Here is a 22,797-nt window from a genome sequence, read left to right on the forward strand (position 1 = left end):
AGGAGTGATGACATGAACCTCACCCGATCCACGCTCCGCACCGTGGCGCTCGTCCTGCTCGCGCTGCTCGCGTCGTGCAAGCCCACCGATCCACGCGCGGACCTCGCCCGTTCCCTGAAGGGCGCGAACGTCGAGGGTTACCAGTTCACCATGAACGAGGACGACGCCTTTGTCGTCACTTCGCTCAGCAACCCACAGGCGCGCACCGTGATGAAACTGGGCGATGCACAACGCACGCCCCTGCAATACACGCGCGTCCTCGACCGCAAGTCGAAAGCCCAGACGCTCTATCGGACCGATGTCGTGCGGGACAAATCCAGGCTCGCGCTGGTCGTCACCAACCTGGCGAACGACGCCGTCGTCAGCCGCAGGGACTTCCCCGCACCGCAGGACGACGGCACCCCACCCCCCACGCCCACCACCACCGGCTACGACTCGATCCAGCAATGCATCGCCGATTTCAACTGCGAACACGGCGGGCAGCTCCAGTGCCAGGCGAACCGCAGCTGCCAGGACCAGCTGGCGGCACTGACCTGCTGCCTCAAGAGCGGCGACTGCTACAGCGTGCACCTGGTGATCAAACCGACCGCACCGCGATGCCTCATCAAGGACTTGGTGCCGCCGATCGAAGGGCTGGTACTCGAGCGATAGCACCTCACGAGATATGCAGCGCTGAAGCAGTGGCACGCCGAATTCAGGATCCCACCGCCCAACAAGAAAGCCCCGCGAGCGGGGCTTTTCTTGTTCTCAATTTAGCAACCTCATGTTCGCGCGCCCCACATTGACGACAAGAGGCTCGCAGCCGAAGGTGGAAGTGCGATAAGCATCCACCCGTCGATGCGAAAACGACTTGATGACTATGAGCGACACTCAATCGCTGATTGGACGCAATGTGGAGGTCCAAGGCAATGTCATCTTCGATGGCGAACTTCGCGTTGAAGGGAAAATCAAGGGAAGCGTGATATCCACCGTGGCAAATGGCGCCTTATTGGTAATTGCCAACACGGGCATTGTGGAAGGTGAGATTCATGCCCCTGCCGCGTCCATCAATGGGGTCGTATCCGGCAGCATCTACACAGAGGGACTGCTCGACCTTTCATCAACCGCCTTTGTTGCCGGAGATGTCTATTACAAGTCGTTGGCAATGGCAGCAGGCGCCCGGGTAGATGGCAACCTGGTTTGCACCGCAGATGATCCATCTGGAACGGTAATCCCCCCACCGTAGCTGACGCCAGAAGTGGGATGCGGGAACGCTCCCTGCTCATTGTCGGACGATGTCACGTACAACTCGGCGCGCCGTCTGTCTCTGTAACATCCATCATTAGTAGGAACTCCCTCGCTGTTTTGGGAGCCCCGGGTGCGCTTCGCTTACCGGGCTACGATGGCTGTCTAGCAGGCCGCCTCACCAAACCGCAGCGAGGCGCTATTTCACGAGAGCGCCGCCTGTCGGGGCCGCCACGGGCTTCGCATCCGTCGAAACCGCAGCGGCCGTCGCCGGCGAGCCCAGATACTGCTGCAGGAAGCCAGCAATCCCGGTCCAGACGATGGCTGCGATCTCCGGGTCGTCGAGATCGTGCTCCATGCCGGGGATGGCCATCAGCACGGGAGGCCGCTTCTCCAGGTTGAGCATGCGCACAAGGCGGCGGGTGTGTTCGAAATCGACGCGCACGTCTTCCCGCCCGTGCACGATCATCACCGGAACGGTCAGCGCGTCGGCGTGATACAGCGGAGAGACCGCCTGCATCTCCGCCATGTCGGTACGCGGGTTGCCCAGAAGGCGTTCGAGCTGCGGACGCATCTTCTCCGAGCGTACATTGTCGCTGGCGCTGAAGAACAGGGCGCGGTCGCTGACACCGGACATGGAGATGGCGCACTTGAAGCGATCCGGCCAGCGGATTGCGGAGATGAGCGCCGAGTAGCCGCCATAGCTGGCACCCAGCATGCACATGCGCGTTTCATCCAGCGGATAGTCGGCGAGCGCCGCAACCAGCGCGGCGTCGATGTCGTCCTCGATCATCCGGCCCCAGCTCCGGTAGCCCGCTTCGCGGAAGGCTTTGCCGTAGCCCTCGGAGCCACGGTAGTTCACCTGGAGCACTGCGTAGCCTTGCGAGGCCAGGAACTGCACATCCCTGCTGAAATCCAGGCTGTCGCTCACGCCGACCGGACCGCCGTGCGGATACACCACCAGTGGCCGCTTGCCCGCGCCAGCAGGCAGAGTGAGAAACGCTTCGATCGGCAGGCCATCGCTGCCCTTGGTCTTGATCACGTGCGCGGCGGCGAAGGTCTTGCCCGACAGCCAGGGCGCCATCTCGTCGATCAGCGACGCCTTCTTGCTGGCCACGTCGAGGTGGTAGAGCTGCGGTGGATGGTCCGCGCCCTCCACCCACAGGATCAGCTGGAGGTTGTCGTCGCTGCGATCGATCACCGTCACTTCATTGCCGGAAAACGCGGTGCCAACCCACGCCACCAGCTTGCGGTTGGCGTCGTCGAAGTATTCGGTGACCAGGCGGCCGGCCTGGTGGTAACGGACGGCGATCGGTTCGCGGCGATCGTTGAAGACGGCCTGGGTGATGTCCACCGCCGGCTTGGAGAACACGGTCCGGGTGATCTTGCGCGTGACGGGGTCGAGCGCAACAAGGTCGCGCTGCGAACGGTCTTCGTCGGTCAGTCCGTAGATGGTGTTGCCGTCGAAGGAGAGTCCAACCGGATCGAACTCGTGGTCGTCGTCGCTGTTGAGCACGTCGCGAAAGACGCCGTCCGCACCGTGCACGAGCACCGTGGCGTCATCGCGCTGGATGATCGCCGCGCGCAGGCGGCCGCTGCCGTCGGTGTACCAGCCCCGGTCGTTGGTAACGCCCTGGTTGAGGCGATTACGCGACTTGGCGGTACTGAACCCGTTGATGGACTTGTCGCCTTCCAGCACGACGCGGTGCACGACGAGCCTGCCAGTGCTGTCGTACCCCTCCATCAGGATGGTGTCGGCTTCCTGCGGGAGCATGTCGACCACGCTTCCCGTTCCGGCCAGAGGCAGTTCCTTCACCTGGTGCTTGTCGCCGGCGCGATCGCCGATGACGTAGACGATGTGCGAGCCGTCGCTGGACGCGATCAGCTTGCGATTGCCCTTCCAGCGCAGGGTGTCAAACGCCTTGGCGGCCAAGCGCTGTGAAACGCCGGCGCGCAGGTCGATCAGATTGAGCGTGTAGCGGTCCGTGTCCTCGCGGATGGTTTCCGCCAGGAGATCGCCGGCGGGATTGATGGCCACGGCGATGACGCGGCCGGGCTTCCACATCACGTCGGCGGCGATGGGCAGGCCCGACGGCTTGGGCGCCTCGCGCCCGCCATTGAGGTCGAGGCCGGGATCGACGCGCTTGGCCAGCGCGGCCCGGTAGTAGGCGGGGAACGGATCGGGGTAGTAGCCGGTGTATTCGAACGGCAGGCGCGCGTACAGCGCCGCGTGCTTGGCCTGCAGCCAGTCCATGATCGGCAGCGTGCGGTTGTGGATCTGGATGTAGGCGCTGGAGAGTGCCGAAGCGCGCACGACCAGGTCGCCCGGGTAGACGATCTTTCCTGGTGCGACCGTAAAACGGAACTCCGGCTTGCCGATGGTGAAACGGCTGTACATGAAGCCGTTGGTGAGCTTCATCTGCGCCCATTCGTACTCGCCCGCCTTGGTGGCGAACAGATACGAATTGCGCCCGGCTGGCAGGTAATTGAGCACCGTCGCAGTGCCGCCGCCCACCCGTCCCACATGCACGGTGTTGATCGGTGTACTGGTATCGACCGAAACGACGACCAGCCCTTCGTCGGCCGACAGCTTGGGATCCTCACCCGGATCGATGCGACGCATGGCCAGCACATCCAGCGCGCAGAAAAACAGAACTGCGGCCAGCAACCATTGCGACCACTCGAGACGCACCCGCAACTGGCGCTCGCGACCGCCCTTCCCTACCTGCGACATGCAACTCCCCATTTCAGGCTTGCCGGGCGTGCGCCCTTCCCCGCAACCAGAATATCGCAGCAGGGTGGAGCAGCACGCATCTCCGTCTGTGTCTGCTCTCACGCTCTGGTAACCCCACGCGCCCTACGTTGCCGCCGTCGCCCGAGGTCAAGGAGCGCGCCATGGCTGCGATACGGCTGGTCCCTCCATGGAGCAACCTCGCCCGGATCCTGCGCTCGGCGAAGCTCCCGGCCACAGGCTTGTCGCTCGTTCTGCTCACCGCAGCCAGCGCAAGCGACGCAGACGATAAACCGACATCCGCGGCCGCAGCCGCGTCGGTGGGCGGGACCCTGCAGTGCAACCCCTCCGTCGCGACGGCGGTTCCGCAACCCACGCAGGAGCAACTCGAGGCGGCGGGGCTCGCGGACCTCACGCTCGCGCCGGATTCCGCGCGCCGCGACCTGGTGGCGGCGCCGTTCTCGCATCCCACGGCGGTCACCAACCCGCTGTTCCCGATCGCCTCGCTGCGTTCGGCGATCCTCAACGGCCATGTCGACAACAAGGTCTTTCATACCGAGACCACGCTACTGCCCTACACCCAGCTCATCGAGTGGTCGCCCGGGCAGTGCATCCGGGTCCTCGTTTCGCAGTACATGGCCTGGCTCGGCGGCAGCCTGCAGGAGGTGGCCATCGACCTTTACGCGCAGGCGGACGACGGATCCGTGTGGTACTTCGGCGAAGCCGTGTCCGACTACGACGTCAACGGGCGCATCGTCACCAACGAAGGCACGTGGCATGCCGGCATCGAGGGCAGCGCGGCCATGATCATGCCCGCCAATCCGCAGGTCGGCGACGCCAACCGCGCGGAGAACATCCCGGGCATCGTCTTCGAGGAAGTCGTGGTCAACAAGATCAACCGCACCTATCCGGGCCCGTCCGGTCGGGTGCATGGCGCGATGGTCGGTGTGGAAACGCACGACGACGGCACGCACAGCGGCAAGGTGTTCGCGCCGGGCTACGGCGAGTTCATCTCGACCGACGGTCCCGACATCGAGGCGATGGCGCTCGCTGCGCCGATCGACGCGCTGCCGGGCGGCGTGCCAGCGGCGTTGCGCAAGATCTCGAAGGGCGCCGACCGCATCTTCGCGTCGCATCTGGACACCCCGGCGCAGTGGCAGGACGCCGAGAAGACGGCGATGGACATGCTGGATGCGTGGAATGCATTCCGCACCGGCAACGTACCGCCGCGGCTGATCGAGCCGACCGACCTCGCCCTGCGCAACCTGCTGGCGCAGGTGCGGAACCGCAACCGCACGAAGACCCTCGCGGCTTCGGTCGACGCGGCGTACGCGTCCAACGACCTGCAATTGCGCTATCGGCCGATCGTGAAGATCGACGAGGCGCGGTTCGAGCTCTGGGCCCGGCGCGCGCTGATCACGGCCAGCACGGGTTCCCGCGGCGGCGCGCGCAGCGCGTTCGTGTCCATGAAATGGATCCGCGACCGCTTCGCGAACAGGCTCGACCCCACTACCCGCACGATGGTCGAAACGCTGTTGAAGGACCTGGACGGGGCCATCTTCGACAACGACCTGCCTGCCGCGGCCGAGGCGGCCCGCGACCTGCGCGAGGTGATGCTTGCGCTGAAGTGATCGGGCGAGACACGCGTGCCAACGAGCCTTCCCTGGAGAAGAGCCGTCACGAAAAGTCCCGCCAGTGGCGGGCCTCCGTGGGTGCTCGGGAGCCTGCCCCGCTCAGTTCCCTGCCTGCGACGCCGCTGCTACAAACCGGATCGCCTCGGCTACGGCCTTCGGGTTCTCGCGGTGGATGTTGTGTCCGGTGACGAAGTACTCGTGGATGCCGCGCGACACGCCGGCAAACAGGTCCGCGTGCTCACGCTTCCACAGCGCCTTGCCCTGCTCGGTTTCCTCGAAGACGAACGGCTCGGCCGCCACCTGCGTCGCGGTGAGCAGGGCCACCGGCAGGTCGGGTAGGCTGCGCGGCGTTGCGGCGGCGTTGTCCAACTGGGCGATCAGCAGCTTGTAGTCCTGCGCCATCGCCGGCGGCAGCATCGCCAGCAACGCCTTGTCGTCGGCCAGCACGCGCTCGCGATCGGCACGCAGGAAGTCATGGCGTTGCCCCATGGTCGCCGGGTCGACGAGCACCAGGCCCGCCAGGCGCTGTGGATGCTGGCGTGCGAACTCGGTGGCCAGCAGGCCGCCGTAGGAATGGCCGACCAGCACGACCTTGCGGTCGGGCGCCAGCGCGTCCATGACGGCATTGAGGTCCTGCAGGTGCTGCTCGATGGTCTTCGGGGCGCCGTCCGTGCCGGACTTGCCCAGGCCGGCGCGCGCATAGGCGATGCAAGTGCACTCGGCACCGAGGTTGGCGATCGTGTCCTTCCACACGCCGGCGCCCTGGCCGAAGCCGGACTCGAACACGACGGTGATCGCGCCCTGCCCCTGCCGTTCCGCCTGCAGGTTGTAGCCCTTGCGGGCGACCTGCACTGCGGTCGCCTGCACCCCGCTCTCCTTCACGTCTGCCGCCTGCACCGTCGCCGCCGTGCAGGCCAGCGCCAACGACAGCAACCATCCCTTCATTCCGAACGTCTTGCTCATTTACTGCTCCGTGTTGTCCATGCGCGAATTGTGACCACGCGAACGGATGTGGCGCAGTGCACTTGGTCATGCAACGAGCCGACGTGCTTGCTGCACCTGCAATGAAAGAGGCCCGCAGAAGCGGGCCTCTCGTTTCATCCAGTGGACTCGCGTCCTGCGACCCCGGAGAGTTTCAGTCCGCCAGCAGGCGGGTCATGTCCGCATCCTTCTCCCGCCACAACCCGTTCATCCACTGCTGGAAACGGGCACGGAACGCGCGGTCGTCCTGGTAGTCGCCATGCAGCAACTCATCGGGGATCGGGCGCTGGCGCAGGTGCACGCGGACCGCGGGGATGCGGTCCGACAGCAAGTCCATCATCGAGGGTCGCCCGCCGGGATACGCGATGGTCACGTCCAGGATCGCGTGCAGGCCCTCGCCCATCGCGTCCAGCACGAAAGCCACGCCGCCGGATTTCGGCTTGAGCAGGTGGCGGTACGGCGCTCCCTGTGTGGCGTGCTTGCCCGGCGTGAAGCGGGTGCCTTCGACGAAGTTCATGATCGCCACCGGGATCGCGCGGAACTTTTCGCAGGCGCGGCGGGTGGCCTCAGTGTCGCGCCGGGCCAGTTCCGGGCGACGCGCGATCTGCTTGGGCGTGTAGCGGCCCATGAATGGGAAATCCAGCGCCCACCATGCCAGTCCCAGCAGCGGCACCCAGAACAGCTGCCGTTTCAGGAAGAAGCGCAGCAGCGGAATGCGGCGGTTGAACACCTTCTGCAACACCAGGATATCCACCCAGCTCTGATGATTGGCCAGCACCAGATAGTGCCCGTCCACCTGCAGCACCGCGTCCTCCTGCACGTCGACGCGGGTGCCGGTGAAGCGGTCCATCATCCAGTTGTTCACTCCGATCCAGCTTTCCGCCAGCCCGGTGAGCACGGGATTGCTCGCCCGCCGCAGACGGTCGAACGGCAGCAAGGCCTTCACCAACGCCACCAGCAGCAGTGGAAGCACGTGCAACACGGTGTTGGCTGCGATCAGCAGGGAAATCGGTACCAGACGCAATGGAAGCATTGGAAACACGAGAGTCTCGGACGAATGCCTATTGTCCCGAGGAAACCGAGGCCACGTCATCCTGCCGGCCGGAGCTGGCCCATCCCGCTGTCCGGGCCGTCGTCTGTCTCATGTTTCCCATCATGTCTTCCACCGCCCATGAAACTGCTGCTGTCTCATCGGTCTCGCCAAAAAAAGGCCCCGCGATGCGGGGCCTCTTTCCGTGCAGACAACGGGCCATGCAGGCCCCAACCCTGCCGCCTACTGCGCCAGCGCCTTCACCAGGTCGAACAGGTAATCGCGGCCGACGTAGACCGATCGCACTTCGAGCCGTTCGTTGAGTCCGTGCGCGCCATTGCCATCGGGATCACCCCACATGCCAGGCACGCCGTAGGTCGGGATGCCCACGGCCGACATGTAGAGGCCGTCGGTCGCGCCGGTCGACATCGAGGGGATGACCGGCACGCCGGGGAAGTACTTCGCGCTCAGGGTCTCCATCGGACCGATGATCGCCGGGTCGAGCGCGGGCGACTTGGCCAGGGGCTTGTCCTTGCGGGCCAGGTCGATCGAGATGTTCGGGTTGCCGATGACCCCGACCAGCTCGTCCTTGATCTCCGCCGGCGTATGGCCGGGGAAGATGCGGCAATTGACGTTGGCTTCGACGCGCTGCGGCAGCGCGTTGACCGCGTGGCCGCCGTTGAGCATCGTCGCCACGCAGGTCGTGCGCAGCATCGAGTGGAAACTCTTCTCGGTGTTGACCACCGCGGCCGCCTTGGCGTCGTCCGGGTCCTTGGCCAGCGCCACCATCGCCGCGCCCATCTCGTCCTTGCGCGCGGCACCGGCACGCGCGAAGAAGGCGCGGGTGGTGTCGCTGAACTCGGCCGGGAACTCGTGCGCGCCGACTTTCAACAGGGCGTTGGACATCGCGTAGATCGCGTTGTCGGGCACGGGCTGGGAGCTGTGTCCGCCGGGGTTGGTGGCGACCAGCTTGTAGTCCTGGTAGATCTTCTCGCCGACCTGGATCGACTGCGCGACGAGGTGGCCCTTGCCGTCGGTGTCCCCGCCGCCGCCTTCGTTGAGCGCGAAGGCCGCGTCGACCAGGTCACGCTTGTTATTGGCGAGGTATTGCGCGCCGTTGAACGCGGTGTCGGTTTCCTCGCCGCAGGTCAGCGCCATCTTGACCGTGCGCCCGGGCTTGTAGCCGCCCTGCTTGAAGCGGATCAGCGCGTCGGCCCAGGTTGCCGCCATCATCTTGTCGTCGGCGATGCCGCGCGCGTAGTAGTAGCCGTTCTCCTCGACCAGCGTGAATGGATCGCGCACCCAGTCGGCGCGTTTGGCCGCAACCACGTCGATATGGGCGAGCAGCAGGATCGGCTTGAGCGTGCTGGACGTGCCGGGATAGACGGCCACGATCCCGCCCTCCTTCGGGTGGTCGGGCACCGAGAACAGCGTGATCTGATCGTCGGCGAAGCCCGCCGCCTTCAAGCGCGCCGCGATCTGCCCGGCCGCCTGGGTGCAGCTGCCGGTGGTGACCGAGGTATCGGTCTCGACCAGCTCCTTATAGAGCTCGAAGAAGCGCTGCTGGTCGGGACGCAGCGCGCCCATCTTGCCAGTCGGCACCTGTGCCGCCACCGGACCTGCGACGAACGCCGCTACAGCGAATGCAATCAACGCCAATCTCATGAACCTCTCCCCTTGTTGTGTCCCCGAAGGTCGCGCGAAACCCGCGCAATCCGTGCCCATGGATGGGACATCGGCCCTGGGCTGATTCTTACAGCATCCGGCGGCCAGCGATGCGGTGGACGGCAAACTTGTGCGTCGCCTGGGAGAGAAAAGCGTGTCAGTGCAAAAGCTGGGTCGGGTTTGTGCAAAGTCAGCTCTGCCCACCGACGCATCTGCTGCGGCAGTCGCAATGAAAGAGGCCCGCGGACGCGCAGGCCTCATGGGCGAATCCGACTAGTTGATCGTCGCCAACTGCGGACTGGCCGGCTCGATCCTTGCCGGGTCGCTGGCATCCACCCTCGCCAGGCGCTGCGTCAGCTCGCCGTCCGACAATGCGCCCTCGCGATGCAGCCACTTGAAGCGGTTGCGGTGCTGCTCGGCCGTCTCGTCCTGCGGCATGAAGTCGTACTCGCGGCGGTAGTAATCGGCGCGGCGCGATTCGAGTTCCTTGAGGATGCGCTGGCCGTCGGCGTCGTCGATCACGAGCAGGTTGCCCTTCTCGGACGGGACGATGGTGAAGCGGGTGGTGCGCAGGCGGTAGCCGGCGTAGCAGGCGGCGCCGATGAACAACCACAGCGACGGCGCGAACTGGCCCTTGATCGCGGCCATGCCGGTGAGGACGGCGCCCAGCGCCAGCCAGAACAGGCCGGCGTTGCGCAGCCAGGCATTGCGCTCGACGAAGACCTGGCGGTCGCGACTGATATCCGGATAGCCGACGGACATCGAGCGGCTACCCGAACTGTCCTCGATGAAGTAGTGGATTTCATCCGTGTCGAACTTGTAACGGATGTGGTTGGAATGACGGCTCTGCAGGATTTCCACGGACGCCTCCCCTGACGGTCGTGTACGCGCGCATGGCGCGGTGGGAAATATAGCCGACAACTTTGGAGGGCGCTGCCCGCTCATCCTGAACGCCTCGCCCTTCGGGCACCCTGGCGCCGCTGCGCGGCGCGCCCTCACCCCAACCTCTCCCGCGTGCGGGAGAGGGAGTTAAGCGGAGAGGGAGTTTGGCGCCGCTGCGCGGCGCGCCCTCACCCGGCCCTCTCACCCTTGGACACCCTTCGGGCGCCGCGAGCGGGAGAGGGAGTTAAGCGGAGAGGGAGAGGGAGGTGGCGCCACCGATGTTGCCTGCTTCACGGCTGGGGCCGGAGGCACATTCGCACTATCCGTTCACAACTCGTCCGTTCTCCCACCCACGTGCAGCACGTACTCGAAGTTCTGCACCATGCGGCCGTAGCCGGTTTCGTCGGCGGCGTAGTTGGCACCGATGGTGAGGATGTGGCGGCCGAGCGGCAGCGGCTTGATCAGCAGCCAGTAGCCGTCGGAGGCGGTGCTCGGGGACTCCTTGTCGCCCTCCACCAGCGGGAAGCAGCCGTTGCTGCGGATGCGGTAACGGCTCACGTCGCTCACCGGCGTGCCGTCGATCATGACGATGGCGCTGCCCAGGCGGTCGTTGTTCACCGCGGCGCCTTCCTGCAACACCTTGCACGGCAGCGCCAGCGTCTTGCCGTTGTGCTGCTGCGTATCGCTGTAGCGCATGTTGATGATGGGTACCAGGATGTGGCGCTTGGCGGGGACCACGCAGGTGCGGTTGGCGCTGAAGGTGCCATCGGTGCCGGCGAGGAACCACACGTCACCGCCCTGGTCGTAGCCGCACAGGCGGCCATCGGGATCCAGGTAAGGCGGGAGTGGCATGCGATCGGCCCACTGCCACCAGCGTGCGGTGAGGTCGCCGAAGGTTTCATCACCGACCTTGGCATCGGGCGGAAGCAGCCACTGGTCCGCGGCCGTGGGCTTGGCGGTCCGTGGCGCGGCGGCGATGGCGCCGGTGAGCAGGAGCCCCGCGGCCAGCGCGATCGGGAGGGTGGTTACACGCATCGAGTCTTCCTTGGGTTCTTGCGCCGGGCGGCCGTGATTACGGTCGCCCGCGGTGTGATGGTCGAACGGGTTACTTCCTGCCCTGCGCGGCGTTGCCGGCCGCGTCGCGCTTTGCACGCAACCGATCGAGGTCGGGCGTCCAGTCGTTGCGGATCTTCTCGAGCGAATCCCGGTTGATCTGCGTGTCATCGGCGTACCGGGTGAACTGTTCCACGGCTTCCAGCACGGCGGGATCGTCCATGAGGCGCAGCGTCCAGGCGCGCAGGCGCCTGCCCTCGCCGCTCGTTGGGAATTCGGTGATGAGGTCGCGGGTGCACGCGTCCGCCTTCGGCTGGAACGTGGGCAGCAGGTAGGTCTGGCAATACTTCTCCATGGCGGCCTGGCGCAGTTCCCCCTTCATGGCCTGCTCGAAGTAGGGACGCGCGGCGACGTAATCGCCCTGCGCCTGCGTGATCCGGCCCAGTTGGAACAGGGAGCGGCTGTCGTTCGGCTTCTCCTGCAATGCCATCTTGAGGTCCGAGCGCGCCCATTCCGCATCGCCGAGTTCGTCGAACAGCAGTGATGCGCGCCTTTCCCAGTTCGCCGCTTCGTTCGGACGGAAGCGCACGGCCTGGGACAGATACAGCAGCGCCTGCCAAGGGTCGCCCTTGGAGCGGTAGCCCCGCCCCGCGTTGCTCGATTGCGTGGCGCTCGGCCCCATGCGGGCCGCGGCAGCCAGTTCGTCGGCCACGGTGCCCAGGTCATCCGCGAGCGAGGGCTCGTATCCCACCGCTTCGCCCAGCAGCGCGCCCAGCATCGGATTGCGATCGGTGCGGGCGGCGGCGTACGCCACGGCGAGGCGCAGCTGCTCATCGGAGCCGCCCCAGCGCGGCTCGGCCGACACCTTGCGTTCCAGCGCTACGTAGTAGGAATCCGGATCGACCTTCGTGCAATGCGCAGACGCATACGCCTGCAGCGCATCCGAACTCATGCGGCCGATGCCGCTGAGCCCCATGCAGGCGACACTCAGGCGCGGCTGCAGTTCCAGTGCGCGCAGGTACAGCGGCACGGCCTTGGAAAACAATTCGCTCATGCGGCGAAGCTGGTCCTCCGAGGTCTCGCGCGCCCAGCGGGTGCCGCGCGCCTCCCAGCCGGCCGTGTCGTAGTGGTTGCCCGCGGCCGTGTTGGCGAAGGGGCTCTTGGGAGCCAGTGCGAGCCAGCGCCGCGCCACTTCCCGGGCCCGGTCACTGCCATCGAACGCTGCGAGGGCGACGAAGATCTGGTCGCGCTGGGACTGGTCGCGGTAGTGCGCATCCAGCAGTGCGGCAAACCCCCGCTCCAGTTCGGCCACGCCCTCGGGCGTGCCCAGCAGGCGGTCGATGTCGTCCAGCGACCACTTCGGTTTGCGCAGGATGGAACAGCGCCCCTGCGCGGCGCCGGCGCGCCATTCGTTGCCGGGCAAATCGGGATAGGCGTTGCAGCGCGCCTCGTCGTCTGCAATGGCGTCGGCCTTGCGGACCTGCTCGAAGTATTGCGCCCATTGCGCAGGCGGCGTCGGCCGCTGCCTTTCACCCGCGTGTGCCTGCAGCACCAGCAACACACTCCCCAGTGCGATGCCGGCGACGGCATTCCGAATCCTTGTCATCGTTGCCCCCTTGGCGTGCGCACTAGGCTAGCGCAGTCGGGCGACGATGGCGCGCGATGACGTCCCCAGGTGGGCTGCTGCTTTGCAATACCGGGCCGTTGGCGCCGCTGCGCGGCGCGCCCTCACCCCAACCCTCTCCCGCAAGCGGGAGAGGGAGCCAAGCGGGAGCGGGAGTTGAGCAGGAGAGCGAGGTTGGCGGTCAGCCGTCCTTGTCGGACGAGGTCACGTACAACTCGACGCCATCGGTTTCTGGTGAAGTGACGCTCCAGCTGCCATGGACCGGACGACGTCGGCGCTCGAAGAAGCCACGGGACGTCCACCCGGCATGACAACGGGCTGGCGCGCCGATCTCGACGGATACGGCGGAATGTCCGGTCGCGCGGGCGGCCTGCAGCAAGGCGTCGATGCAGGATCGGCCGACGCCCTCGATCGCATCGACGGACCAGAAGTCCCGCACTCGCAGGATGTCGGACTCGCTGCGGGTGGCGAACCAGGCACGCAACCCGCCCGCTTTGTTGCTGACGAACAGGTATCGCGTTGCGCCAAACGGGGCGCGGTCGAAGCGCCAGCGCGCGTAGGCGGCGTCACGGATCATCACCAGGGCATTGCCATGGTCGGATTCCCGCCACAGGACATCCATGCGCTCATCGGCACGCTCGGTCCACTCCACGCGTAAAGGGCGTGAGCCCAGGCGACGGAACCCGTCGCGTGCGCCGACCACAAGATCGATCAATGCACCGAGGATGCCGGCGAGTGGCGCCGGCAGGTAGCGGCCCAGATACCGGCCATGCCGCAGCACGCGGACATAGCCGACGATCTCCGCAAGTTGCGCGAGACCGGCGCGCTTGACCACCGCGACTGCCTTGGGATTGGGGAAGCCGTAGAGCAGGTCCAGTTCGCGCGCGCCCGCGTTGATCAGTCCCTGTTGGAGCGTGAGCGCCGGACCCAGGGAACGATGTTCCGGAAGCACGGCGAAGTCGACGATCGCACCCGCACGGATTTCACGTCCACGCCACAGCATCCGGCGTTGGCCGGCTGCGCATACGCCCACCCAGTCACCGCTGGGTTCGTGCCGCAACAGTTGCAGCAGCGGGGGTGGGCCTTCGCTGCCCACATAGAACCATTCGTACTTGGCTTCGTGCCCGCATCGTTCATGGCCCAGGTTGCCGCGCCAGATCGAAATCACCGTGTCACGGACCTGCCCCGGGTCGGCATCGTGAACGGTGTATAGCAGCGGCGGGCGCGCGGCTGTCATGGCTCGTGCCCGACCTCCGCCACGGCGGTGACCAGCACCGGCGCAAGATGCAGGTAGCGCGTGGTTCGACGCTTGTTGTCGATGTCCTCGTATACGGCTTCCGCGTGGGCCTGGCTGATGTTCAACATCGAGGCGACCCACGAGGCCGGCTTGCTGTTGTTGTGCGCCCACAGGGCGAGGTCCATCTGCTGGTAGGGCAAGCCGTAGTAGAACTCGTCCTGGCCCTGGCTGAGGCTATAGGTATCGGTGGTCGGGACCGCCGCGCAGATGCGTTCGGGCAGGCCCAGGTGGCGAGCCATGCCGTACACCTGGGTCTTGTAGAGGTGCGCGATGGGCTTCACATCGGCCGAGCCATCGCCATTCTTCACGAAGAAGCCCTGGTCGTATTCAACGCGGTTGGGCGTGCCGACCACGGCGTAGTTCAGCCGGTCGGCGTGGAAGTACTCCAGGGTCTTGCGGATGCGCTGTTTGAAGTTGGTGGCGGCAACGATGGTGAGGTACTGATCGAGTCCAAGGTCGCACGCATGCGGCGAGCCATCCGGGGATTGCGCGACCAGTCGAAACCGGTTGATGCGGCCCTCGGTACCGCCGTCGATCACGATCTTGAACTTCCAGCCTTCACCGTAATCCGGGAGCAGGCTGCGCACGGCCGCATCGCGGGCCTGGTAGCAGCCGATGGCGGCGAGCACCGGCGCAATGTCGACGCTTTCGATGCGAACGCCGAGGTGCTGTGCCAGCAGGCGCGCCCGCACCGCGCTGTCGTCCGACGAATCGCGTTCCGGCAGGATCAGGGTGAGCACTCGTTCGGGGCCGAGCGCGCGCACCGCCAGCGCAGCGCTGACGGAGCTGTCGATGCCACCGGAGATGGCAACGACGAGACCGCGTCGATGCAGCTGGCGTGCGGTGATGTCGCGCAGGCGCGCGGCGATGAGGTCTGCTTCCGCTTCGTAATCGATCGCCAGCGTGTTCCAGTCGAGTGATGTCCGGTCGAGTGATGTCATGAGGCAACGTGGGTAGCCAGCAGGTGGACACGGCGAACCTTCCCCGATGCGGTGCGGGGCAAGGCAGCCACGAATTCGATGTACTTCGGAATCTTGTAGGGAGGCAGGCGCTCACGGCAGTGCGCCTTGATCTGGTCGGCACCCCGCTCCGTCGCCGCTTCGACCACCACGAAGGCTTTGATGGCCTGGCCCATCACTTCGTCATCCACGCCCACGACCGCGGCCTCGATCACGCCTGGAAATTCCGCGATCGCCTCTTCGATGTCGCCGGGGTGCACGCGGTGGGCACCTGTCTTGATCACGTCGCTGCGGCGGCCTGCGAGGAACAGGTAGCCGTCGCCATCGAGATGACCCAGGTCGCCGGTTCGCAGCCAACCGTCCCGCAGCACGTCGCGCGTGGCCTCTACGTTGTTCCAGTAACCCAGCATGACGTTGGGGCCCTTGGCCCAGACTTCGCCGATCTCGCCCGTGGTGGCGGCCGTTCCGTCGTCGCGAACTATCTTCAGGGTCACGCCGTTCACGGGAATGCCCACCGAGCCCAGCTTGTCGTCCAGCCGCTCCGGCGGGAGCCAGGTCAGGCGTGAGGTGGCCTCGGTTTGCCCGTACATCACGAACAAGCGCGGGTGCGGCAACGCCGCGCGCAACTTCCTGGTCAGCGCCGGCGTCATCGGGCCACCCGCCTGCGTGAGGGAACGCAGGCACGACAGGTCGTGATTGCCCAGTTCCGCATGGTTGAGGAGCAACGCGAACGTCGAGGGCACGCCAGAGAAGCAGGTGATCCGATGTGCAGCAAGCGCTTCGACGATCAGGTTGGGAAAGACGAGGTTCTTTTCCAGGTGGATGCGCGCGCCACTGATGAGGTGCGTGTGCAGCACGGACGCGCCGTACGCGTAATAGAACGGAAGGATGCTCAGGACGCTGTCGTTGCAGTCCAGCCCAAGGTAGGCGATCACCGACTCGGCATTCGCCAGCAGGTTGGCATGGCTCAACATCACGCCCTTGGGTGCGCCCGTCGTGCCCGAGGTATAGAGGATCAGCGCCAGGTCGTTGGCCCGGGCGACATCGTCCTGGGTGTCGCCCGGCGACGGCTTGCCCGACAGTTTGGAGGCGCAGAGCGGCTTCTGCTCCGCGAGCGCGACCGAAAGGCGTATGGAAGGCAGTTCGGCGATGGCCAAGGTGGCGTCGCGATGACCTTGTTCATGCACTACATAGCGTGCATCGCAGTGACGGAGCCACGGCGACAGATCGCGAACGCGTGCCTGCACGTCCAGTGGCACCACGACACCACCCGCCAGCCAGGTGCCGTAACAAGCGGTCGCTGCCTCGATGCGGTTGGGGAGCACGATGGCGACCCGATCGCCGCGTTGCAGTCCGTTTCCGCGGAGCATCTCGGAGAACGCTTGTGCCTGGGCCCAGAATTCCCCGTAGCTCGCCCGGCGCTCGCCATCGGTGATCGCGGTCCGCTCAGGTGCAGCGCTGGCGATGCATGCGACCCTGGATGCCAGCGTGCTCACAGCCCAGAGCCTCAGGCTTCGAGTTTGCGCGTGACGAATTCATCGACCGACCGGATCGAGTCGAAGATCGCCGGCGTCATTTCTTCCGGCGACACGGAAATCTTGAAGTTGCGTTCCAGGAACACGATCAGCTCGTGGATTCCAATCGAGTCGACCACGCCGCCCCGGATGAGCGGATCTTCGTCGCCGATGGCGGCGTCGTTGTCTGAGAAAAGGAAGTTCTGCAGTACGAACTGCTTGATCTGTCCGCGCCGTTCCATTCGATGCTCGCTGTTTTTTGTGCACGGATGCGTGCCCGTGGACGCCAGGGCCAGTCCCGACTGCTCCGTGTCCTCTAGGCTTAATAACGCTTACCGGTACGCGTAGCGGTCAGGTCCGGTGGGCTGGGCTCGCACGACAGAGCGCCATTGCGCGCATTCATGGTGGACCAGCATGGTCGACAGGACGCCGACGAACGCCTGATTGTCGGCAAAGCTGGTGGCACCACCGGTCCGGCACTTTTCGAACAGACGGCCCACCGCCGTCGGGTCGAAATAGCCTGCCGAGCGGATCCGGTCGGCGCTCATGAGGTCGGCCACGTAGTCGAGCGGCTTTCCATCGAAGAAGAAGCTCTGGCTGTCGGGGGCACGATAGGGCTGTTTGGTCCGCCGCAGGATGTCGTCTGGCAACAACCCCGACAGCGCCCGCCGCAGCAGGTACTTCTCGGTCATGCCGCGGACCTTGAAGCTCGGGGGTAGGCGGCTGGCGAACTCGATGAGGCGATGATCCAGGTACGGGTAACGGCCTTCGACCGAATGCGCCATCGAGACCCGATCGCCCTGTGCCGACAGCAGGTAGCCCGCCAGCAAGGACTTCGCCTCGACGTACTGGTCGCGCGCCAGTGGGCTCCAATCCATGATGTCGGCGGGCAGGGTCTGCTCGTAGGCGGACAGGGGATCCCACGGGCCGACGCAGGCGCGCAGTTCCGGCGACAGCATCGCCATTGCGCGCATCGACGTGCTCCAGCGCGGCACGTGGGCGAAGATCGGGCGCCCGAGATGCTCCATCCCCTGGCCGAAGAAGGACTGGGCGAAGCCGGATTGGCTGACCGGCGAGTTGTTCAGGTAGCCGTAGAGGCGGCCGAGCAGCAAGGGGCGCGCCTTTGAGTGCGGTTGGCGCGCCCAGAAGCGCCGTACCTTGGCCTCCTTGAACAGATCGTAGCCGCCGAACACCTCGTCCGCGCCTTCGCCGGTCAGTACGACCTTGTACCCATGCCGATGCACGCTTTCGGCGAGCAGCATCAAGGGCGCCGGCGCGGTGCGCAGGATCGGCGTTTCGACGTGCCTGAGCAGACGGGGGAAGGCCTCGCCGATGTCGCGGCGGCTGCAGCGGAGCGTGGTGTGGTCGGTGCCCAGGTGCCTGACCATGGCGGCCTGGTGGACGCTCTCGTCGAACTCGCCGTCCTCGAAGGCAACCGAAAACGTGCGCACCGGGGTATCGGTGAAGCCGCGGATCAAGGCGACGATGCCGGAGGAATCCAGGCCGCCGCTGAGGTAGGCGCCCACCGGCACGTCGGCGCGGAGCTGCAGGCGCACCGCGTCGACCAGGAGTTCGCGCAGGTCCGCGGCGGCCTGGTCGACATCGCGATAGACCCTGGCCGGAGATGTTTCCTCGGCCGGGGGAAACGTCCAGTCCCAGAAGCGGGTCAGGTTTTCGCGACCGTCGCGCTCGATGCTGAGCACGCAGCCCGGCGGCAGACTGCGCACCCGCTCGTAGACCGTGTCCGGATCGGGAATCGACCAGTAGGTGAGCGCCTGCACCAACCCCAATGGAGAAAGCGTGGCGGTGTCCGGCAACACCGCGTGCAAGGCCTTCACTTCGGACGCGAACCAGACGCGGCCGCCGCTCCGTGCATGGAACAGCGGGCGGATGCCTGTCCGGTCACGCGCCAGGACCAGGCGCTGGCGTTCGCGATCCCACAAGGCGATCGCGAACTGGCCATTGAGATGATCGACGAAGCGATCGCCGTAGCGATCGTAGAGATGAACGATGACTTCGGTGTCCGAGCGCGTGTAGAAGCGGTGGCCAGCCGCCTCCAAGGCTTCGCGTAGTTCGACGTAATTGAAGATCTCGCCGTTGAACACCGTCCAGACGGTCTGCCGTTCGTTGTGGATGGGCTGGTCGCCGGTCGCCAGGTCGATGATCGACAGGCGCGCGTGCGCCAACCCCACGCCTGGTTCGGCGTGGAAGCCATAGCCGTCCGGACCGCGGTGCTCGAGGGTATGGATCATGCGTTCCAGGACCGGCCGGGCCTGGTCGGGCATGGCCCCGGGACCGCTGAAACCTGCAATGCCGCACACGGGAGCTGCGCTCGTTATGTCGTGGGTACTTATGGTCCTACGCGTGGCGCTTGGCGATCCGGCCAAGTGCCGCCCCCTCCCCGACCCTCCCCCGCTGCGCGGAGGAGGGAGTTGGAATTGGGAGGCGGGCTATCCCTGGAAACAACGAAGCCCGCGTGTGCGGGCTTCGTAGGGATGCGGCAACCGCTTGGACCTTACATGTTGCGGCGGTACTCGCCGCCCACGTCGTACAGCGCGTGGCTGATCTGGCCGAGCGAATGCGTCTTCACCGCCTCCATCAGGCTGGCAAACACATTCCTGCGTTCACGCGCCGTGGCCTGGAGCCCCTTGAGCCCCTCGCCTGCATAACCGTTGCGGTTGCGCTGGTAACCGGCGACGTTCTCGATCTGCTGGCCCTTCTCGCCTTCGGTCGAGCGGATCAGCTCGATCTCGGTGACGATGTCGCCGCCGTGGTCCTTGGGCAGGAAGGTGTTGACGCCGATCAGCGGCAGCGAGCCGTCGTGCTTCTTGTGCTCGTAGTACAGGCTCTCTTCCTGGATCTTGCCGCGCTGGTACATGGTGTCCATGGCGCCGAGTACGCCGCCGCGCTCGCTGATGGCCTCGAACTCCTTGTAGACCGCTTCCTCGACGATGTCGGTGAGCTTGTCGACGATGAAGCTGCCCTGCCAGGGGTTCTCGTTGAAGTTGAGGCCCAGTTCCTTGTTGATGATCATCTGGATCGCCACGGCGCGGCGCACGCTTTCTTCGGTCGGCGTGGTGATCGCTTCGTCGTAGGCGTTGGTGTGCAGGCTGTTGCAGTTGTCGAACAGGGCGTACAGGGCCTGCAGCGTGGTGCGGATGTCGTTGAACTGGATCTCCTGCGCGTGCAGGGAGCGGCCGCTGGTCTGGATGTGGTACTTCATCATCTGGCTGCGGGCGCTGGCGCCGTAGCGCTCGCGCATCGCGCGGGCCCAGATGCGGCGGGCGACGCGGCCGATGACGGTGTACTCGGGGTCCATGCCGTTGCTGAAGAAGAACGACAGGTTGGGCGCGAAGTCGTCGATCTTCATCCCGCGCGCGAGGTAGTACTCGACGATGGTGAAGCCGTTGCTCAGGGTGAAGGCGAGCTGGCTGATCGGGTTCGCGCCGGCTTCGGCGATGTGGTAGCCCGAGATCGACACCGAGTAGAAGTTGCGGACGTTGCGGTCGACGAAGTACTGCTGGATGTCGCCCATCATGCGCAGGGCGAACTCGGTGCTGAAGATGCAGGTGTTCTGGGCCTGGTCTTCCTTGAGGATGTCGGCCTGCACGGTGCCACGCACGGTGGCGAGGGTGTGGGCGCGGATCTTCTCGTAGACCTCCGGCTCGACGATCTGGTCGCCGGTGACGCCAAGCAAGCCCAGGCCGAGGCCGTCGTTGGTCTCGGGCAGCATGCCGCTGTACTGCGGACGCTGGCGACCTTCGAACATCTTCTCGATCTTGTCGTGCGCCGCGTCCCAGCGCGCGTTGTCCTCGCGCAGGTACTTCTCGACCTGCTGGTCGATGGCGGTGTTCATGAACATCGCCAGGATGATCGGTGCCGGGCCGTTGATGGTCATCGACACCGAGGTGCTGGGCGCGCACAGGTCGAAGCCGGAGTACAGCTTCTTCATGTCGTCCAGGGTGGCGATGTTGACGCCGGAGTTGCCGATCTTGCCGTAGATGTCCGGGCGCACGGCCGGGTCTTCGCCGTACAGGGTGACGCTGTCGAAGGCGGTGGACAGGCGCGCGGCCGGCTGGCCGACGGACAGGTAATGGAAGCGGCGGTTGGTGCGCTCGGGCGTGCCCTCGCCCGCGAACATGCGGATCGGGTCTTCGCCGGTGCGGCGGTACGGATACACGCCGCCGGTGTACGGGTAGTAGCCCGGCAGGTTTTCCTTCTGCAGGAACACCAGCAGCTCGCCCCAGCTCTTGTAGGTGGGCGCGGCGATCTTCGGGATCTTCTGGTGGCTCAGCGACTCGCGGTAGTTCTCGACCCGGATGGTCTTGTCGCGGACCTTGTACTCGGTGAATTCGTCGGTGATCGACTTGAGGCGCGCCGGCCAGTCGCGCAGGAGCTTGAGGGCTTCGGAGGTCAGCGACTGCACCGCGTCGTTGTAGCGCTGGCGCAGCGTCAGCAAGGTACGGTCCGGCGGATCCCCATGCACCATTGCAAGGTCTTCGCTGGTCACCGGAACCGCAGGCGACGGGCTGTCCACTTCGACGGCGTCCGGCGACACGGCATGGTGCGACGACGGCGCGACATCGGCGGCGGCGTAGAGATCGAGCGCCTTGGGCAGCCTGGCGTCGCCCAGGTCATGCAGCGACTGCCAGTACGACTGCGCGCGGTCGGCGACTTCGGCCTGCGATTCGATCTTGCTGTTGATGCCGCGGCCCTGCTCGGCGATCTCGGCGAGGTAACGCACGCGGGCGCCGGGAATCAGCACGGTGGCGCGCGGTTCTTTCAGCGAGGTGTCGAGGTCCGGCGTCCACTTGGCTTCCGGCAGCGCGAGCTTGGTGCGCAGCAGGCGGCACAGGTTGGCGAACATCCAGCTGATGCCGGGGTCGTTGAACTGGGACGCGATGGTCGGATAGACCGGGACGTCCTCGTCCTTGGTCTGGAAGGCGACGCGATTGCGCTTCCACTGCTTGCGCACGTCGCGCAGGGCGTCTTCGGCGCCGCGCTTGTCGAACTTGTTGAGGACGACGAGCTCGGCGTAGTCGAGCATGTCGATCTTCTCGAGCTGGCTGGGCGCGCCGAAATCGGAGGTCATCACATACATCGGGAAGTCGACGAGATCGACGATCTCCGAATCGCTCTGGCCGATGCCGGCGGTCTCGACGATGACCAGGTCGTAGCCCAGCGACTTGAGGAAGCTGATGCAGTCCTTGAGCACGATATTGGTCGCCATGTGCTGGCGGCGGGTGGCCATCGAACGCATGAAGACGCGGTTGGAGCGCAGCGAGTTCATGCGGATGCGGTCGCCGAGCAGCGCGCCTCCGGTGCGGCGACGGGTCGGGTCGACCGAGATCACCGCCATGCGCATGTCGGGGAAGCTGGCGAGGAAGCGGTTGAGCAGTTCGTCGGTGACCGAGGACTTGCCGGCGCCGCCGGTGCCGGTGATGCCGATCACCGGCGTCTTGCCGCCGGCGAGCTGCCATTCCTTGCGCAGGTGGGCGAGCTCGGCTTCGTCCAGCGCGCTCTCCTCGATGGCCGAGAGCATGCGGCCGATCTCGATCTCGTTGTCGAAGGCGACCTTGTGCGGCTTGTCGACCGGCAGGCGCGCGGCTTCGGCGCGGCGCACCACGTCTTCGATCATCGCCACCAGGCCCATGTGCATGCCGTCGTTGGGGTGGTAGATGCGCTCGACGCCGTAGGCCTGCAGCTCGCGGATTTCTTCCGGGGTGATGGTGCCGCCGCCGCCGCCGAACACGCGGATGTGGCTGGCGCCGCGTTCCTTGAGCATGTCGACCATGTACTTGAAGTACTCGACGTGGCCGCCCTGGTAGCTGGACAGCGCGATGCCGTCGGCGTCTTCCTGCAGCGCGGCGCGGACCACGTCCTCGACGCTGCGGTTGTGGCCCAGGTGCACCACTTCGGCGCCCTGCCCCTGGATCAGCCTGCGCATGATGTTGATCGCGGCGTCGTGGCCGTCGAACAGGCTGGCGGCGGTGACGAAGCGCAGCGGAGTGGTCTCGGTGGCGGCTTCGGGGAGGTTGCTGGCGGGGGTGCTCATGTGACGCGCTCAGTACGGAAACGATCGAATCCGCATTGTACCGCGCCGACGCGGGGCGGCCTTTACCCCGATTGGAACGCGGCCTTGCACGGAGATCCGTGATTGCGCGGCAGGTGTGCCGCGCATCGACCTCCACGCTTCGACCTCC

General features: G+C 65.9%; 16 protein-coding genes. 3 read left to right on the forward strand and 13 right to left on the reverse strand.

Annotation, left to right across the window (positions count from 1 at the left end; translation table 11 throughout):
• Nucleotides 1-12 precede the first annotated feature (12 nt).
• Nucleotides 13-651: a hypothetical protein gene (locus ACYVGE_RS06660; protein ID WP_460728242.1), complete on the forward strand. Its 639-nt coding sequence runs from the start codon at nt 13-15 to the stop codon at nt 649-651.
• 202 nt (nt 652-853) lie between these two features.
• Complete coding sequence (locus ACYVGE_RS06665) at nt 854-1,225, forward strand: bactofilin family protein (protein WP_460728244.1); 372 nt, start codon at nt 854-856, stop codon at nt 1,223-1,225.
• Between the two features lie 198 nt (nt 1,226-1,423).
• Here the strand turns inward: ACYVGE_RS06665 and ACYVGE_RS06670 are convergent, their stop codons facing one another.
• Nucleotides 1,424-3,958, reverse strand: coding sequence for an alpha/beta hydrolase family protein (locus tag ACYVGE_RS06670; protein ID WP_460728246.1), 2,535 nt, complete (start codon nt 3,956-3,958; stop codon nt 1,424-1,426).
• Between the two features lie 161 nt (nt 3,959-4,119).
• On the opposite strand from ACYVGE_RS06670, the gene ACYVGE_RS06675 reads away from it, so the two are divergent.
• Nucleotides 4,120-5,586: a hypothetical protein gene (locus tag ACYVGE_RS06675; RefSeq protein WP_460728248.1), complete on the forward strand. Its 1,467-nt coding sequence runs from the start codon at nt 4,120-4,122 to the stop codon at nt 5,584-5,586.
• Nucleotides 5,587-5,688: 102 nt separating this feature from the next.
• Here ACYVGE_RS06675 and ACYVGE_RS06680 read toward each other — a convergent pair whose 3' ends face one another.
• From ACYVGE_RS06680 to ACYVGE_RS06735, 12 genes are all read right to left on the reverse strand, one after another.
• A complete protein-coding gene (locus ACYVGE_RS06680) occupies nt 5,689-6,552 on the reverse strand; it encodes an alpha/beta fold hydrolase (protein ID WP_460728250.1) in 864 nt (287 codons plus the stop codon).
• 172 nt (nt 6,553-6,724) lie between these two features.
• The gene (locus ACYVGE_RS06685) at nt 6,725-7,603 is read right to left on the reverse strand and encodes an acyltransferase (RefSeq protein WP_460728252.1); all 879 of its coding nucleotides are present in this window, start codon (nt 7,601-7,603) and stop codon (nt 6,725-6,727) included.
• Between the two features lie 240 nt (nt 7,604-7,843).
• Nucleotides 7,844-9,265: a M20/M25/M40 family metallo-hydrolase gene (locus tag ACYVGE_RS06690; protein ID WP_460728254.1), complete on the reverse strand. Its 1,422-nt coding sequence runs from the start codon at nt 9,263-9,265 to the stop codon at nt 7,844-7,846.
• Between the two features lie 273 nt (nt 9,266-9,538).
• A complete protein-coding gene (locus tag ACYVGE_RS06695) occupies nt 9,539-10,126 on the reverse strand; it encodes a hypothetical protein (RefSeq protein ID WP_460728256.1) in 588 nt (195 codons plus the stop codon).
• 348 nt (nt 10,127-10,474) lie between these two features.
• Nucleotides 10,475-11,182, reverse strand: coding sequence for a hypothetical protein (locus ACYVGE_RS06700; RefSeq protein WP_460728258.1), 708 nt, complete (start codon nt 11,180-11,182; stop codon nt 10,475-10,477).
• A gap of 70 nt (nt 11,183-11,252) precedes the next feature.
• Nucleotides 11,253-12,806, reverse strand: a complete 1,554-nt coding sequence (locus ACYVGE_RS06705) for a DUF4034 domain-containing protein (protein ID WP_460728260.1) — start codon at nt 12,804-12,806, stop codon at nt 11,253-11,255.
• A gap of 199 nt (nt 12,807-13,005) precedes the next feature.
• Nucleotides 13,006-14,061 (reverse strand): GNAT family N-acetyltransferase, encoded by a 1,056-nt coding sequence (locus tag ACYVGE_RS06710; protein WP_460728262.1) that lies wholly within the window; start codon nt 14,059-14,061, stop codon nt 13,006-13,008.
• Nucleotides 14,058-15,062, reverse strand: a complete 1,005-nt coding sequence (nadE, locus tag ACYVGE_RS06715) for an NAD(+) synthase (RefSeq protein WP_460728264.1) — start codon at nt 15,060-15,062, stop codon at nt 14,058-14,060. Before nadE ends, ACYVGE_RS06710 begins: the two co-directional genes overlap by 4 nt.
• Complete coding sequence (locus ACYVGE_RS06720; protein ID WP_460728266.1) at nt 15,059-16,576, reverse strand: class I adenylate-forming enzyme family protein; 1,518 nt, start codon at nt 16,574-16,576, stop codon at nt 15,059-15,061. The genes nadE and ACYVGE_RS06720 overlap by 4 nt, the downstream gene beginning before the upstream one ends.
• A gap of 11 nt (nt 16,577-16,587) precedes the next feature.
• Nucleotides 16,588-16,836 carry an acyl carrier protein gene (locus ACYVGE_RS06725; protein ID WP_457097682.1) on the reverse strand — a complete coding sequence of 83 codons (249 nt, stop codon included), beginning with the start codon at nt 16,834-16,836 and terminating at the stop codon, nt 16,588-16,590.
• Nucleotides 16,837-16,926: 90 nt separating this feature from the next.
• Nucleotides 16,927-18,915: an asparagine synthase (glutamine-hydrolyzing) gene (asnB, locus tag ACYVGE_RS06730; protein WP_460728268.1), complete on the reverse strand. Its 1,989-nt coding sequence runs from the start codon at nt 18,913-18,915 to the stop codon at nt 16,927-16,929.
• A gap of 194 nt (nt 18,916-19,109) precedes the next feature.
• Complete coding sequence (locus ACYVGE_RS06735) at nt 19,110-22,649, reverse strand: methylmalonyl-CoA mutase family protein (protein ID WP_460728270.1); 3,540 nt, start codon at nt 22,647-22,649, stop codon at nt 19,110-19,112.
• Nucleotides 22,650-22,797: the final 148 nt, after the last annotated feature.

This window comes from Lysobacter rhizosphaerae (genome assembly GCF_054779795.1).

Coding starts and splice junctions, on each gene's coding strand:
- ACYVGE_RS06660 (WP_460728242.1), top strand. CDS start 13: ATGAACCTCACCCGATCCACGCTCCGCACCGTGGCGCTCGTCCTGCTC.
- ACYVGE_RS06665 (WP_460728244.1), top strand. CDS start 854: ATGACTATGAGCGACACTCAATCGCTGATTGGACGCAATGTGGAGGTC.
- ACYVGE_RS06670 (WP_460728246.1), bottom strand. CDS start 3,958: ATGTCGCAGGTAGGGAAGGGCGGTCGCGAGCGCCAGTTGCGGGTGCGT.
- ACYVGE_RS06675 (WP_460728248.1), top strand. CDS start 4,120: ATGGCTGCGATACGGCTGGTCCCTCCATGGAGCAACCTCGCCCGGATC.
- ACYVGE_RS06680 (WP_460728250.1), bottom strand. CDS start 6,552: ATGAGCAAGACGTTCGGAATGAAGGGATGGTTGCTGTCGTTGGCGCTG.
- ACYVGE_RS06685 (WP_460728252.1), bottom strand. CDS start 7,603: ATGCTTCCATTGCGTCTGGTACCGATTTCCCTGCTGATCGCAGCCAAC.
- ACYVGE_RS06690 (WP_460728254.1), bottom strand. CDS start 9,265: ATGAGATTGGCGTTGATTGCATTCGCTGTAGCGGCGTTCGTCGCAGGT.
- ACYVGE_RS06700 (WP_460728258.1), bottom strand. CDS start 11,182: ATGCGTGTAACCACCCTCCCGATCGCGCTGGCCGCGGGGCTCCTGCTC.
- ACYVGE_RS06705 (WP_460728260.1), bottom strand. CDS start 12,806: ATGACAAGGATTCGGAATGCCGTCGCCGGCATCGCACTGGGGAGTGTG.
- ACYVGE_RS06710 (WP_460728262.1), bottom strand. CDS start 14,061: ATGACAGCCGCGCGCCCGCCGCTGCTATACACCGTTCACGATGCCGAC.
- nadE (WP_460728264.1), bottom strand. CDS start 15,062: ATGACATCACTCGACCGGACATCACTCGACTGGAACACGCTGGCGATC.
- ACYVGE_RS06725 (WP_457097682.1), bottom strand. CDS start 16,836: ATGGAACGGCGCGGACAGATCAAGCAGTTCGTACTGCAGAACTTCCTT.
- ACYVGE_RS06735 (WP_460728270.1), bottom strand. CDS start 22,649: ATGAGCACCCCCGCCAGCAACCTCCCCGAAGCCGCCACCGAGACCACT.